The 14,907-nt window shown below is 44.9% G+C and carries 14 protein-coding genes; 9 read left to right on the top strand and 5 right to left on the bottom strand.

Annotation, left to right across the window (positions count from 1 at the left end; translation table 11 throughout):
* Positions 1 to 139: 139 nt before the first annotated feature.
* Together QZY09_RS22435 and QZY09_RS22440 are read right to left on the bottom strand one after the other, a co-directional pair.
* Positions 140 to 2,542, bottom strand: coding sequence for a glycoside hydrolase family 3 N-terminal domain-containing protein (locus QZY09_RS22435; protein WP_295676367.1), 2,403 nt, complete (start codon positions 2,540 to 2,542; stop codon positions 140 to 142).
* Between the two features lie 288 nt (positions 2,543 to 2,830).
* Positions 2,831 to 3,403, bottom strand: a complete 573-nt coding sequence (locus QZY09_RS22440) for a YceI family protein (RefSeq protein ID WP_295676369.1) — start codon at positions 3,401 to 3,403, stop codon at positions 2,831 to 2,833.
* Positions 3,404 to 3,601: 198 nt separating this feature from the next.
* Here QZY09_RS22440 and QZY09_RS22445 point away from each other — a divergent pair, with 198 nt between their 5' ends.
* The gene (locus QZY09_RS22445; protein WP_295676371.1) at positions 3,602 to 4,600 is read left to right on the top strand and encodes an aldo/keto reductase; all 999 of its coding nucleotides are present in this window, start codon (positions 3,602 to 3,604) and stop codon (positions 4,598 to 4,600) included.
* Between the two features lie 325 nt (positions 4,601 to 4,925).
* Entirely contained in the window at positions 4,926 to 5,183 is a 258-nt protein-coding gene (locus tag QZY09_RS22450; RefSeq protein WP_295676374.1) for a hypothetical protein, read from the top strand.
* A gap of 38 nt (positions 5,184 to 5,221) precedes the next feature.
* On the opposite strand, the gene QZY09_RS22455 is transcribed toward QZY09_RS22450, so the two are convergent.
* Complete coding sequence (locus QZY09_RS22455; protein WP_295676376.1) at positions 5,222 to 6,043, bottom strand: alpha/beta hydrolase; 822 nt, start codon at positions 6,041 to 6,043, stop codon at positions 5,222 to 5,224.
* Between the two features lie 76 nt (positions 6,044 to 6,119).
* On the opposite strand from QZY09_RS22455, the gene QZY09_RS22460 reads away from it, so the two are divergent.
* The 5 genes from QZY09_RS22460 to QZY09_RS22480 all read left to right on the top strand — a co-directional run bounded on the left by QZY09_RS22460 (position 6,120) and on the right by QZY09_RS22480 (position 11,176).
* On the top strand, positions 6,120 to 7,412 hold the full coding sequence (locus QZY09_RS22460; protein WP_295676378.1) for an MFS transporter: 1,293 nt from the start codon (positions 6,120 to 6,122) through the stop codon (positions 7,410 to 7,412).
* A gap of 145 nt (positions 7,413 to 7,557) precedes the next feature.
* Entirely contained in the window at positions 7,558 to 8,622 is a 1,065-nt protein-coding gene (locus tag QZY09_RS22465) for a M20 family metallo-hydrolase (protein ID WP_295676381.1), read from the top strand.
* Positions 8,623 to 8,770: 148 nt separating this feature from the next.
* Positions 8,771 to 10,105 carry an argininosuccinate lyase gene (argH, locus tag QZY09_RS22470; protein WP_295676384.1) on the top strand — a complete coding sequence of 445 codons (1,335 nt, stop codon included), beginning with the start codon at positions 8,771 to 8,773 and terminating at the stop codon, positions 10,103 to 10,105.
* A 43-nt stretch (positions 10,106 to 10,148) separates the two neighbouring features.
* Positions 10,149 to 10,346, top strand: a complete 198-nt coding sequence (locus tag QZY09_RS22475) for a YwbE family protein (protein WP_295676386.1) — start codon at positions 10,149 to 10,151, stop codon at positions 10,344 to 10,346.
* Between the two features lie 137 nt (positions 10,347 to 10,483).
* Positions 10,484 to 11,176 (top strand): DUF1345 domain-containing protein, encoded by a 693-nt coding sequence (locus QZY09_RS22480; protein ID WP_295676388.1) that lies wholly within the window; start codon positions 10,484 to 10,486, stop codon positions 11,174 to 11,176.
* A gap of 65 nt (positions 11,177 to 11,241) precedes the next feature.
* Here the strand turns inward: QZY09_RS22480 and QZY09_RS22485 are convergent, their stop codons facing one another.
* Together QZY09_RS22485 and QZY09_RS22490 are read right to left on the bottom strand one after the other, a co-directional pair.
* Positions 11,242 to 12,150, bottom strand: coding sequence for a DUF72 domain-containing protein (locus QZY09_RS22485; protein WP_295676389.1), 909 nt, complete (start codon positions 12,148 to 12,150; stop codon positions 11,242 to 11,244).
* A gap of 69 nt (positions 12,151 to 12,219) precedes the next feature.
* Complete coding sequence (locus QZY09_RS22490) at positions 12,220 to 13,842, bottom strand: amidase (RefSeq protein ID WP_295676392.1); 1,623 nt, start codon at positions 13,840 to 13,842, stop codon at positions 12,220 to 12,222.
* A 133-nt stretch (positions 13,843 to 13,975) separates the two neighbouring features.
* On the opposite strand from QZY09_RS22490, the gene QZY09_RS22495 reads away from it, so the two are divergent.
* Positions 13,976 to 14,251 carry an autorepressor SdpR family transcription factor gene (locus tag QZY09_RS22495; RefSeq protein WP_295676395.1) on the top strand — a complete coding sequence of 92 codons (276 nt, stop codon included), beginning with the start codon at positions 13,976 to 13,978 and terminating at the stop codon, positions 14,249 to 14,251.
* Complete coding sequence (locus QZY09_RS22500; RefSeq protein WP_295676398.1) at positions 14,248 to 14,907, top strand: SdpI family protein; 660 nt, start codon at positions 14,248 to 14,250, stop codon at positions 14,905 to 14,907. Before QZY09_RS22495 ends, QZY09_RS22500 begins: the two co-directional genes overlap by 4 nt.

The following is a 14,907-nucleotide window of genomic DNA, read 5'->3' on the forward strand; positions in this document are numbered from 1 at the left end:
GAAAAAATGCATATCCAGATAGCTCCCGCCAGGACGAGGACAATTCCGATCAGCGTATTTCTTTTTGATGGTTTCATTCTACTTCCGCAATCGGCATTCCGCCTTGCAAATTCTTCAACTAATCTCTAATCTCCCGTCTCTAATCTCTAACCTCAAACTCCTGTTTCAACTGAAGATCCTCCGATGAATTCCCGATCATCACCATAAACTTTCCCGGTTCAACAGTCCAGTTCATGTTTTTATCAAGGATGGCCAGGTCATCGGGGTGCAGGGTAAAGTGCACCGTTTTCTTTTCGCCGGGGGCAAGGAGGACGCGGTCAAAGCCGCGCAGGTCATAATCGTAAACGGTTACGCTGCTATATTCCTGCTTAAGGTATAGTTCCACCACATCATCGCCGGCACGTTGCCCGGTATTGGTAACATCAACGCTTACTTCTACGTCGCCCTGCTGGTTTTCTTTTTGGGGCGATACCTGCAAGTTGCTGTAAGCAAAGGTTGTATAACTTAAACCGTAGCCAAAAGGATATAAGGCGCCATTAACGCTGGTTTTTCCCCAGCTGTTTTTGCCGCCTTGCGGGTCCTGGCTGCCGGGTTTAAAGGGGAAGTTAAACTCTATCTGCCCAACCGTTTTCGGGAAGGTGATCGGAAGCTTTCCGCCGGGGTTATTATCGCCAAAAAGTGTTTCGGCAATCACGCGCCCGCTCTCCGGCCCGGGAAACCAGGCTTCCAGTATCGCCGGTACGTATTTATTTCCCCAGTTAACTGTAAGCGGCTGCCCGTTTATCATTACCATTACCACAGGTTTACCGGTTGCCTGCAAAGCCTGGATCAATTTTAACTGGCGGCCGGGTAAATTAAGGCCGGTGCGCGATAAACTTTCGCCAACGCGGTCAACATCTTCGCCAACAACGGCAATTATAACATCCGCTTGTTTTGCTGCCGCCACGGCCGAATCAATTGAGGCTTGTTCCTGTGCGGTTAAGGGCGTTTCAATAATTTCGCTTTCCGGCCAGGTAGCGTCGATAATATTACAGCCTTTGGCATAGTTTACCAGGGCGCCACTTCCCATATAATTTTTTATCCCGTCCAGCACGCTGGTTACGGGGTTGTGCGATGGTCCGTACCGGCTGATCGCATAATTGGTTTCGGCAGCCAGCGGGCCGGTCACCAAAATGTTTTTAATGGCCGATTTATTTAACGGCAGCAAATTATTTTCATTCTTTAACAACACCATCGACTCCCGGTTCATTTTTAAACTCATCGTGCTCCCGTCTTCATTATGCACCAGTTTATCAGCTGCTTTGGGATCTTGCACATACGGATGATCAAACAAACCCAGCTTAAACTTCACCCTTAAAACGTCACCTACCCGCGAATCCAGCGTTTTCATAGATATTTTGCCTTCTTTATACAGGTTCCGCAAGGGCATGATATAGGTTTGCGGCATGGTGAAATTGGTGCGCACGTTCAGCCCTGCTTCAAAAGCCTGCCGCACCGCTTCCTCGGGGCTATCGGCAACATGATGTTTGCTGTACAGGTATTCAACCGCTTCGCTGTCCGAAACCACGTAACCGTTAAAACCAAATTTCTGGCGCAGCAATTCCGTCAGGAAAAAATAACTGCCGGTAACAGGCTCGCCGTTCCAGTCGTTATAACTGCTCATTACGCCCAACGGGTGCGCTTCCTGGATCACCCGGCGAAAGGGGTAAAGAAACATTTCATACAACTCCCTCGGCGCCACATGCGGGTCGGTCCTGTCTGCGCCATCGCGGCCGCCTTTGGGCACGCTGTAAACCGCGAAATGTTTTAAGGTAGATGCCACGCCTTCTTCCTGCACTCCCAAACACATTTGTTTGCCCATTTCGGCTATTAAAAATGGGTTTTCGCCATAGGTTTCAACCACCCGGCCCCAGCGCTGGTCGCGCGAAACATCCAGTATCGGTGTATAAATATTGGTATAGCCCAGCGCCTTAGCTTCGCGGCCTACTACCTGCCCGGCATGGCGCACCAGTTCCTTATCCCAGGTACTGCCAATGCCGATGGGGGCGGGCAGGGGCGTTGCCCTGTCGTGGTTAAGCCCGTGAATACCTTCGTTGGTAAAGTCAACCGGGATGCCCATCCGGGTTTCCTCAACAAACCACTTTTGTATGGTATTAATCGCCGCAGCATGTTTGCTGTAAGGGTAGGAGTATTGCGTCGGTGCAGCATCCGTATGCGAGGTTAAATTGTTCAGTTCCTCATCAATATTGGCGATGCCGTCTTTCCAGACTTCGTTCTTCCAGGATGGCGTAGGCATTTCTTCTTTTAAAACGCGCTTATAGCCATACAACGTAGCCAGTTGGCAGGTTTTTTCGGCCACGGTCATCTGGCTCAGCAGGTCGGCCACACGCACGTCAATTGGCTGCGAAGGATCTTCAAATACATCCATTTTGCCATTCTTGTTAAAATCTATCCATCCCTTATGATAAATATTTTTTTCCTGGGCGTGGGTTTTAGTAGTAAGTAGCAGTAGCAGTAGCAGTAGCAGGGATATTTTTTTCATGGAAGGCTGGAATTGGGTTTTTCAAATATAGAAAAGTGCCGGTAAGCTTTCTGTAAAATGTTTGATTGGGTTAGGCTGTGACGCGCCTTTATGCTAACATTTATTGTTGCTGCCTATTACCAGCCGACAGGCATCAAAAAATCCGTTAAATCTTTTTAATCCCGGTTCAGACCAAAAAAAAACGCTCCGGAAATCCGGAGCGTTTTAAAAATATTTTTAATTTATTGATTGATCTTTTCATTGACCGCTGAACTTAATCAACTCAATCCAACTCAATCAACCAATTAATTACTGCTTGCCAAATTCGCCGTTAGTGTTGATAATAACTTCGTCACTTACAATACCTGAAGGCGTGCCTGAGCCAAAGCCAAAGTCCGAACGTTTGATAACGCCGGTTAATTTAAAGCCGGCATCGTCTTTTTTGGTCATCGGGTTGGTGATCAATCCACGGAACCAAAGGTCCATACTAACCGGTTTGGTTACGCCGTGTAGGGTAAGGTTACCGGTAAGTTTGTAATGATTTGGAGAAACTGATGCAATTGCGCTGCTTGTAAATGTCATGGTTGGGAATTTAGCCACGTCGAAATATTTATCAGACCTTAAGTCCTTGTCACGATAGTCAATATCTGTATTTACTGAACTTGTATTAACAGTTAATTGGAATTTAGCATCGCTAAAGTCAGGTTTAGCGGCTACGATGGTACAGGTAAAGTCGGTGAAGATACCGTCCACGTCTGATACCATTAAGTGGGTAACGGTAAATCCAACTTTCGAGTGCATCTTGTCGTTGGTCCAGGTAGTTTGCGCAAATGCTGCAGTGCCCAGCATAACTGCCATAAATAAAATAATTGCTTTTTTCATGTTTGTTTTTTGATATGAATCTTTAAAAGTTTAATTTCTTTGTCACAAACATACTGCAATTCTAAATTAAATGTTTAAACATTTAATTTTTTGACAATAGTGTGACGTGCAGGCGCAAGTTCAGGTAAAAGTCATTTTGAAATGTTACGGTATATATTGCTTCCGCCAGCCTTATATTTGATAAAAATAAATCTATCTATGAAATACAGGGAATTAGGAAAAACCGGCGAAAAGCTTTCGGCTATTGGTTTGGGCTGCATGGGCATGAACCACGGTTACGGTACTTTTGATGACGATGAATCCATAGCGACCTTAAACCTCGCGCTCGACCTGGGTATTAACTTCTGGGACACCGCCGATATTTACGCAAATGGTCGCAACGAAGAATTGGTGGCGAAAGTGCTGGGGCCCAACCGCGACAAAGTATTTATCGCTACTAAATTTGGTTTCAGGCAACAGGATGCAAACAGCTACCGTGGCGCGCCGGGTTCGTATTTTGACGGTTCGCCTGCATATTTGAAAACAGCAGTTGAAAAAAGCCTGAAACGCTTAAATATCCACACCATAGATCTTTATTATGCCCACCGAATCGACCCAAATGTACCGGTGGAAGACATGGTTGGCGCCATGGCCGACCTTGTAAAGGAAGGAAAGGTACGTTATTTGGGCTTGTCCGAAGCATCGGTGGTATCTATCCGCAAGGCTTACGCGGTGCATCCAATCGCTGCGTTGCAAAGCGAATTCTCCTTATTAACACGCGATGTTGAGGCCGAAATATTACCCGTTTGCCGCGAACTGGGCATTTCGCTTGTTCCATTCAGCCCGCTTTCTCGTGGTTTAATCACCAATACGCTCAAAATTGATGAACTGGGTGGCAATGATTTTCGCAAAACGTTGCCGCGTTTCAGCGATGCCTATAAAGATAATAACGAGCACCTGGCAGCAGCGTTTGCTGTACTAGCCTTACAAAAAGACTGTACCGCCGCGCAGTTAGCGCTTGCCTGGGTTTTGGCCCAGGGCGACGATATTATTCCTATCCCCGGCACTAAAAGGCCAAAATACCTGCGCGAAAATGCGGCATCGGTTGATATTACCCTATCCCCGGTCGATTTACAGGATATTCAGGATGTAATTGCCAGATACCCCGATACCGGCATGCGGTACGCCGAAGGCGCGCTTAAGTTGGTGAATAATTAGTTTTTGTTGAAATAAGTGGTAAGAGTGGCAGAGGTTATAAATTACAAACCTTACAATCCAATGTCATTAAGGAAAAAGCGTAAAAATTTAATATCGAATAATGAACCTGCCTGCCGGTAGGCTGGTGTTGAATATCGAACTCCGAAGTTTTTTACTTCGTTATTTTACATTCGATATTGGGTGTTCGATATTAAAACTCTTAACTTATTGACGCTGCCTTCCTCACCTTCCACCGTTAAAACACCCCGTAAATACCGTTAAAATACCCCCCTTATTATAATTGCAGGGCAATTTTTATTGTTTTAAATTTGCTCATCCTTATCCTATGGAAACATTTGAAGTAAAAATACAGAACGATTCATTTAAAGTCTCAAAGAATACTCCTGGTAATTCTTTCAGCGTTTTTAACCACGCGACTTTTCACGTAATTAAGAAAAATGATTTTGGCGTTTGGCGCCCCATCGAACACCGTTTCGGAAAAGAGAACATCCCTATCGATGAGATCGGCGATGCCATCGATAGTTATTACAGTATGATCGCTGCACGGTCGCCCGGATTTTCCGATAAGGCCAAGTTATTGTGATCCCAATAATTCCTTTTGCGACGCTAACCCCCTGCTCTTTAAAAATGTTTTTTGATGAAAAATGCGTTCACTTTTTGGTTGAAGTCATCTGTATGCTCAATTAACGTTGGGTGTCCCGAATTTGGTACTACCCATAAATATGCTTTCGGGATGTTTTTGTAGATCAAATAAGTATGCTCAACCGGGATCAGGTCACGATCGCCGCAAATGATCAGCGAAGGGCAGGTTACCTGTTTCATTGCCGAAAGCGGGATGTTTGGCTGCTGATAGTCGAGCAAAAATATTTTCCAGTCGTTTTTTTCCTTGTCCGTGCTCCATTTTTTATTCCGCTGTTCGGCATATTGTTTTTCCATATCTTTCCACAGCGACGGGATCAGCGCGGTGGAATCCGGCCATAAATTTGCTCCTGTTGACGCCAGTTTGGTCACCTTATCCGGGTGCCGCATGGCCAGTAACAGCGCATTAATGCCGCCATCGCTCCAGCCTATTACATAGGTTTTTTTAATGTGCATGGCATCCAGCAGGGCGTTAAAATCATCGGCCATCATTTCAAAACTTAAGGAATCTTTCGGGTCGACGGATTTGCCATGGGCCCGGCTGTCAACCGCAATCACCATATATTTTTTATCAAAATATGGAATGGTCTTACTAAATGCAGCAATACTGCCGCCATTGCCGTGAATCAATAATACCGGTTGCCCTTTGCCATAAACCTCGCAATACATTTTTATGCCGCGGATGTTATAATATTTACCTGCAGCGGGGTTGTTGCCGTAGGGGATGGGTTTTGTTTGGCTAAAGCAATGAGCAGCAATTAGCTGAACAAAAAATAAAGTGATAAATAAAAGTTTCCTGTTCATGGCCGGGTAAATTATCATTGGGTTTATCTTGTTCGAAGTAATAAATATATATCTTTAAAAACCAATTTTGAATTTAATGCCCGATAAAACTGAAAATTTAACCCAAATAACTGTCCATCGGATCCGGTCCATTGTAGGCGGCTCGCTTGGCAACCTGGTTGAATGGTACGACTGGTATGTTTACTCGGCATTCACGCTTTATTTTTCAGGTGCGTTTTTTCCATCAGATAACCAAACGGTTCAACTGTTAAACACTGCAGGCATTTTTGCTATCGGTTTTTTAATGCGCCCCATTGGCGGGTGGTTAATGGGGTCTTACGCCGATAAAAAAGGCCGCAAGGCCGCGTTAACCCTATCGGTATTGCTGATGAGCGTAGGCTCGCTGATGATAGCGGTAGTGCCCGGCTATAAGCAGATAGGCGTTGCAGCCCCTTTAATTTTAGTTATAGCCCGGATCATCCAGGGCTTGAGTGTTGGCGGCGAATATGGTACCAGCGCCACTTACCTCAGCGAGATGGCCACCAAAAAGCATCGCGGTTTTTATTCCAGTTTTCAATACGTAACGCTGATTATGGGGCAACTGATTGCACTGGGCGTTTTGGTTCTGCTGCAACGTGTGTTTTTAAGCCCGGCACAGTTGCACCAATGGGGCTGGCGCATCCCATTTGGCATTGGTGCCGTGCTGGCGGTAACCGTTATGTATTTAAGGCGCAGTATGCAGGAATCAGTAGCTTTAGATGACGGTAAACAAAACACCACCCGCGGTACTTTTAAATCACTGATGCAGCATCCGCATGCAGTTTTGCTGGTCATGGGCCTAACCATTGGCGGCACTGTCGCCTTTTATACTTTTACTACATACATGCAAAAGTTTTTGGTGAACACCTCCGGTTTTTCCAAAGATACTGCCACGCTTATTTCGGCATTAACGCTCGGGGTTTTCATGCTGCTACAACCAGTTTTTGGCTTGCTGTCGGATAAGATCGGCCGCAAGCCTTTGCTCATAGCCTTTGGCGTGTTGGGCGCTTTAACTACTTACCCTATCATGAGCGCGTTAAGTACTACCAAAGATTTTTGGCCCGCTTTTGCATTAATTATGTGTGCGCTGGTAATTGTAAGCGGGTACACTTCCATCAACGCCGTTGTAAAAGCTGAGCTCTTCCCGGTTAATGTGCGTGCACTCGGCGTGGGATTTCCGTACGCTATTGCCGTATCCCTTTTTGGCGGCTCTGCAGAATATATTGCCCTCGATTTTAAGGATAAACACCACCCGGAATGGTTTTACTGGTATGTTACCGTTTGTATTGTGATTTCGCTGGTGTTGTACATCATTATGAATGATACGCAGAAATACTCAAAAATAGAGTAGATATTGTTGGAAAGTTGGAATGTTGAAAGGTTGTAATGTTATTGCAATCAGTTATGAATAAACGTCGTTATTCAACCTTCCAACCTTACAACTTTTCAACCTTACAACATTCCTCCACCAAAAACCTTATTTTTGCCGCACATTTATGACTGAACTAAAAACATTGGCCGAACAGGCACTAAGCTTGCTGCAGCAATTGATCTCAACGCCTTCTTTAAGCCGGGAAGAAAAAAACACGGCCGCGTTGTTAGAAATTTTTTTGCAGGATAAGGGTGTTAAAACCAATCGTAAGCGCAATAATATTTGGGCATGGAACAAGTATTTCGATCCAGCCAAACCAACTATTCTGCTCAATTCACATCACGATACGGTAAAGCCTAATCCTGGCTATACCCGCGATCCGTTTGAAGCTAAAATTGAGGATGGCAAATTGTACGGACTTGGGAGCAATGATGCCGGCGGTTGTTTGGTTTCGCTGATCTCGGTGTTTCTTTATTATTTTGACAAAGAAGACCTTAAATATAATTTTTGCCTGGCGGCTACCGCTGAAGAAGAGATCTCGGGTATTTACGGGCTGGAATTTATCTTGCCTGAATTAGGAACGCTTGATTTTGCCATAGTAGGGGAGCCAACCCAAATGCAATTAGCCATCGCCGAACGGGGTTTGATGGTATTGGATTGCGTTGCCCATGGAAAGGCCGGCCACGCCGCCCGTGAAGAAGGTGAAAATGCCATCTACAAAGCATTAACTGACATTGAATGGTTCCGGAACTATCGGTTCCCAAAAGAATCAGAGGCTTTCGGGCCCGTAAAAATGTCGGTGACCATTATCAATGCAGGTTCTCAGCACAATGTGGTACCGGCAACCTGCACCTTCACAGTAGATGTAAGGGTGCCCGAAACGTATCGTAACGAACAAGTTTTGGAGATCATCAAACAGCACGTAAGCTGCGATGTTACCCCGCGTTCGTTAAGGCTAAAGCCTTCAAAAATTGATAAAAGCCATCCCATTGTACAGGCGGGAATTGCCTTGGGGCGCACCACCTATGGTTCGCCAACCACATCTGACCAGGCCCTGCTGGATATTCCATCCTTAAAAATAGGCCCGGGCGATTCAGCACGGTCACATATGGCGGATGAGTTTGTTTATGTAGATGAAATAGGCGAGGGGATTGAGTTATATATCAAAATGCTGGAACAAATAATTTGATTTACGGCAAAAAAATTGTCATTGCGAGGAGGAACGACGAAGTAATCGCGAACTTACATGGTGGAAATACAAAGTTCGCAATTGCCACGCTACGCTCGCAATGACATGGAATTTTAAATATCTATAATTAATATACCATATTTGTAGCATGGCAAAAATCTGGCAAAAGTCCGTCACCGTTAATGAACTTGTAGAAAATTTCACTGTTGGTCGCGACCGCGAGTTTGACCTGCAAATGGCGGCTTTTGATGTACTGGGGTCATTGGCGCATACCCAAATGCTGGAAAGCATTGGCTTAATGAGCGCTGACGACCTGCAATTGGTGCAAACTGAACTAAAAAAGATCTATAAAGACATAGAGGAAGGTAATTTTACCATTCAGCCTGAGGTAGAGGACGTACACTCGCAGGTTGAAATGTTGCTTACCCAACGCATCGGCGATGCCGGTAAAAAGATCCATAGCGGCCGCTCGCGCAACGACCAGGTTTTGGTAGATCTGAAACTATTCTTCCGGCACGAATTGCAACAGGTAGTTGAAGAAACGGAAACCTTGTTCCGCCAGCTGATCGAACTAAGCGAAAAACATAAAGATGTTTTACTGCCTGGCTATACCCATTTGCAGGTAGCTATGCCATCCTCCTTCGGCCTGTGGTTTGGCGCCTATGCCGAAAGCCTGGCCGACGACCTGGAAATGGTTTTGGCCGCCTGGAAGATCACCAATAAAAACCCGCTGGGCTCTGCCGCAGGTTACGGATCATCTTTCCCGCTTAACCGTACTTTAACTACCAAGCTACTGGGCTTTGAAAGCCTTAATTATAACGTGGTTTATGCCCAGATGGGCCGGGGAAAAACAGAGCGCGTGATAGCGCAGGCATTATCATCCATCGCTGCTACCCTCGCTAAAATGGCAATGGATCAAGCGTTGTACTTGAGCCAGAACTTCGCCTTTGTAAGCTATCCCGATACTTTAACCACCGGCAGCAGTATAATGCCGCATAAAAAGAATCCGGATGTTTGGGAAATTATGCGCGGCAAATGCAACCGCCTGCAGGCCTTGCCGAATGATGTGGCCATGATGACCACCAACCTGCCATCCGGTTATCACCGCGAATTGCAATTGTTAAAAGAACTGCTGTTCCCGGCGTTTACAGATCTGAAAAACTGCCTGCACATGGCCACCTTTATGCTGCAAAACATCAGCGTAAATAAAGATATACTCAACGACCCAAAATACTCCTATCTCTTCAGTGTGGAAGAAGTCAACCGCATGGTGCTAAGCGGTACCCCCTTCCGTGATGCCTATAAACAGGTTGGCTATGCGATTGAAAAAGGAGAATTCAACCCGGATAAAACAGTTAACCACAACCACGAAGGCAGTATTGGTAATTTGGGGAATGAACAAATTACGACAGGTATGGATACTGTTTTGAAAAGTTTTGATTTTGATAAGGTGGAAGCGGCAATTAAACGTCTGATCTCCTAATCGGTGCAGTCAAATATAAAAATCGGTGAAATTATAAAAAATCATGCACGGACGAAATCGCGAAGATATTTACCCCGGCCTTGAAGTTGATATTATCCTTAAAAAAGATCAGCGCTCAGGAAAAAAGACCCGCGGGATCGTAAAAGACCTGTTAACCAGTTCGCCATACCATTCGCGCGGTATTAAGGTCAGGCTGGAAGACGGGCAGGTGGGGCGAGTTGCTGAAATTGTTGAAGAATAGTTCATAGTTGATGGTTAATAGTTCATAGCCAAAAAATGCTTAATTTGAGCACAGTTTTCTTATGAACTAAAAACCGCAGCTACCATTAACTATGAACCATTAACCATGAACCACCAGAACAGTTAACCAATTGAATTATGGCAAAAAAATTAACAGCAGACAAAAGACTATTTTTTCGGTTAGATGCCCACTACCGTTTATTGATCGCGCTATTTGTAGCCGCAATAGTTTTCGTATATAATTTTAACCGGACGTCGCCGCCTGCACTGGCCCTGGTAACATGGATCGGCTGTGCAATAACTATTATTGTGCTCGACTGGATCATCATTATGTCATCACATCCGCTCGAAGTGAGAAAGATCGCCAAATTGCAGGATTCAAGCCGCACACTACTCTTTGTGTTTATTTCAGCCGCGTCAATTGCCAGCCTGGTGGCAATTATATTTCTGTTAAAATCAACCAAAGGCCTGCCCGAGGCTGTTAAAACCAAACACATCCTGCTGGCGATTGGCGCCGTATTAATTTCGTGGTGGCTGCTGCATACCATATTTACATTGCGTTATGCACACTTGTATTATGATGAAAATACCGATGTGGATGGTGAGTTCAAAGGGATTGGCGGACTTCATTTTCCCGGTAAAGATCAGCCGGATTACCTCGAGTTCGTTTATTTCTCGTTTATTGTTGGTATGACGTTCCAGGTGTCTGACGTGGAGATATCCTCGCGCCGGATCCGCCGGGTCTGCCTGATGCACTCTTTAATGTCATTTGCATTTAATACAGCCATATTGGCGCTCAGTATTAACGTGATTTCGGGAATGGTATCTTAGTCTGGACACGATTTTTATGATTTCAAGGATTAGAAAAATTTATCGTATTAATCTTTAAAATCGTGTCACCCTTTATCATTATCCAAAAAATGGGGCCGTTTAAGGTCTAAGCCCAATTCCTGGTTGATTTGCTTTACCACATAATCCGCCAGCCTGGGCGAAAACTCTTCTTCGTGCTGGTGCATCAAAAACCAAACAGATTGCAGGCCCATTTGCTGCCATTGTTTAATGCGTGCCACCCATTCGTCAACACGGGCATAATCGGTGGGGTGGAGGCCATTGCCCACAAAACGTATAAAAGCATGCGGCGTTGGCAAAGTCATATGCACCACATCCCTGCGTCCGGAGGCATCGGTTATTACTGCGCCCATCTTAAGCTCATGTAACAGATTGAAAATGGAAGCCCGGTTTTCATTGTTTGCAAACCATTCTTTGTGCCGCAGCTCCAAAAATACCGGTACATCTTTTGGCAGGTATTCAAGATAGGCCTTCAAACCAGGCAGGCTTTTGGGTGTAAAATTATCACCAACCTGCAAAAACAAAGGGCCCAGGTTTTCTCCAAAGGCCATAATACCCTCATAATAACTGGTGGTGATCTCATCGGCGTTTTTCAGCCTGCGGAAATGCGTAATCGTTCTCGAAAATTTAGGGCAAAACTTAAACCCCGGATTTGCTGCAGCCTTTTCCTTCCAGTTCGATATCGTTTCAGGACCGTAAACTTTATAAAAAGTAGCATTCAGTTCGATACAGTCAAAATGCTTTACATATTCATCCAGAAAATTCGCCTCTTTGGTTTTTAGCGGGTAGATCTGACCCAACCATTCCTTGCGGCCCCATTTGGCGCAGCCCACATACACCTGTAAAGGCTCGTCGTTTTTGGCTTCTTTTAAGGTGCTTATCGTTAACTCAGTGTCAGGTGGAAGCGTAAAATTTATTTCTGCCAGTACTTCGGGTTTTACGCGGCCAAATTCCATATCGGTTTGTGGTTTTTTGAGGTTGCAAATTAACTAAACATATGTAAACGCCGCTCAATTAAGTCGTATTTATAACCCTAACAGATCCACTTTAAACTTCGGCGCCACCCTCTTTTTCGAAGCTTGCTCATAAGCATAAGCCAGTTTGATAATATCGCCTTCTTTATAAGCGCTGCTGATAAATGATAAACCGATTGGTAGTTCATTGAAATAACCCATTGGCACGGTAATATGGGGATAACCTGCCATTGCTGCAGGTGACGAAAACGAAAAGCCGTTATCGTAATCCCCATTCACCAGGTCGATGCAGCAGGCAAACCCGTTGGTTGGCGCGGCTATAGCGTCCAGCTTATTATCCTTTAAGATGGTATCGATGGCGGTACGGGTAATTCCCTTCGTTTTTGCAACCGCTTCAAGATATTCCTTATCATCCAGCCCGCCTTTTTTGTCGGCGAGTTCCAGGGTTTCCTGTTTAAAAAAGGGCATCGCCTGCGCCTCATGCTGTTTGTTAAAAGCGATTACTTCAGCCAGCGATTTTATTTTTGAATTGGCACCACTTAAATATTTATTCAGTCCATCTTTAAACTCATAAAGCAGTACGGTAAATGATGATTTGCCGGCATCTTTTATTTGATTGTACAGTTCAACTTCAACAATAGTGGCGCCTTTACTTTTCAGCAGTTCAATTGCTTCCTGAAATATAGGATCTATTTGAGGGCTCACTTTCAGGCCGTCTTTTTCAATGCCGATGCGTTTGCCCTGCAAGCCGCCGGCATCTAAAAACCCGGTGTAATCCGCTTCTGTTTTTTTCTTGTTGCCAGCCGTATAACTGTCCTGTGCATCTTCGCCCCCGAGTGCGCCTAATAGTATGGCGGCATCTTTTACCGTGCGCGCCATTGGTCCGGCAGTGTCCTGCGTTTTTGAAATGGGGATAATGCCCGTGCGGCTCCATAAACCTACCGTCGGTTTGATGCCAACCAATCCATTAGTGGATGATGGCGACACAATAGAGCCATCCGTTTCAGTTCCGATGGCAATGGCACACAAATTGGCCGAAGCCGCGGAACCCGACCCTGCGCTTGATCCGCTTGGGTTACGGTCTAAAATATAAGGGCATTTGGTTTGGCCACCCCGGCTGCTCCATGCGCTGGTTGAGTGCGTTGACCTGAAATTGGCCCATTCGCTTAAATTGGTCTTTCCCAATAAAACAGCTCCCGCTGCCCTAAGCTTTTGAATGATGAAAGCATCTTCTTTCATTACGTTATCTGCTATGGCTAGTGCCCCGGCCGTGGTATGCATTTTATCACCAGTACTGATGTTATCTTTTATTAATACCGGGATGCCATGCAATGGCCCACGCACTTTCCCGGCAGCGCGTTCCTTATCCATCGCCTCAGCAATAGCCAATGCATCCGGGTTTAGCTCAATCACTGAATTTAGCTTCGGGCCGTTTTTATCGATCTCTTCTATCCGTTGTAAATACATTCTGGTGATCGCTACCGAGGTATATTCCCCTTTTTGCATTTTTTGCTGGAGCAGATCAATTGTTATTTCGTTTAAAACAAAATCATCGGCCTTTTCGCGGGAGTCGCGTCTTTTCTCAACCGGTTGGGCAATAAATGATGTTGTGGCCATAGCTGTCATGGATAAACCGGCCGCGGCTCCTGTTTTAATAAAATTTCTTCGTTGCATATAGCGTTTTGTTTTGCTTCTTCAAGAAACGGAATATTTGGGAGTTAATCATTATCCGGCTAAAAATTCAATAAAATTTTGTTTGTAACAAAGTATTTAGATATTTGTCTAAACATTTAAATGGAGGTTGATTTTGAATTTATTGTTTAAAGCATTAAATGACCCTACCCGAAGAGAAATTCTTGAATTATTGAAGGAAAAGGACCTTACGGCAGGGGAGATAGCTGACCAGTTCAATATCTCGAAACCCAGTATTTCTCACCACCTCGACTTGCTCAGGCAGGTGGGTTTAGTGGTTTCCGTAAAGGAAGGGCAGTTTATGTTCTATTCTTTAAATACTACCGTTATGGATGAAATGCTGAAATGGATCATTAGTTTACAATCACAAAAAAATAACTCATCAAAATGAAAAAGTTTACCTTATTAGATGGCGCGGCACTGGTAGTATGGTTACTGCCGGTGGTTTATATATGGATTTTATTCCCAACTTTGCCGCAAACAGTACCTGTGCATTATGGCATCAACGGAACGGTGGACAGGTATGGCAGCAAAAACGAATTTTTAATCGGGCCAGTTATATTAACGGGCGTTTCGGCCCTGGTGTACCTGCTGTTAAAATATCTGCCGGCAATCGATCCGAAAAAACAGATCAAATACGGCGAAGTTACCTTCCAGAAACTGGGATTGGGCCTTGTGGTGTTTATGGCGGCCTTAAACGTAGGCATTGCCTATGCAACGGCACACCATGGATTCCCGATCGAAAAACTGCTATTTCCGGTAATAGGCCTGTTGTTTGCGTTCATCGGGAATATGATGAACAGTATTAAACCCAACTATTTTGCAGGGATCCGCACACCATGGACATTGGAAAGTGAGGATAACTGGCGGGCCACACACCGGCTGGCCGGCAAAATCTGGTTTGTTGGCGGCTTGCTGATTACTATTATCATGCTCATTTTGCCTGCAACTATCGCGACCATCCTTTTTACGGCCTTTGTAATCATCATGGCTTTTATACCCGTTATTTATTCGTTTATATATTTTAAAAAACACCAGGTAAATTAA

This window comes from uncultured Mucilaginibacter sp. (assembly GCF_903913935.1).
Lineage (GTDB): Bacteria > Bacteroidota > Bacteroidia > Sphingobacteriales > Sphingobacteriaceae > Mucilaginibacter.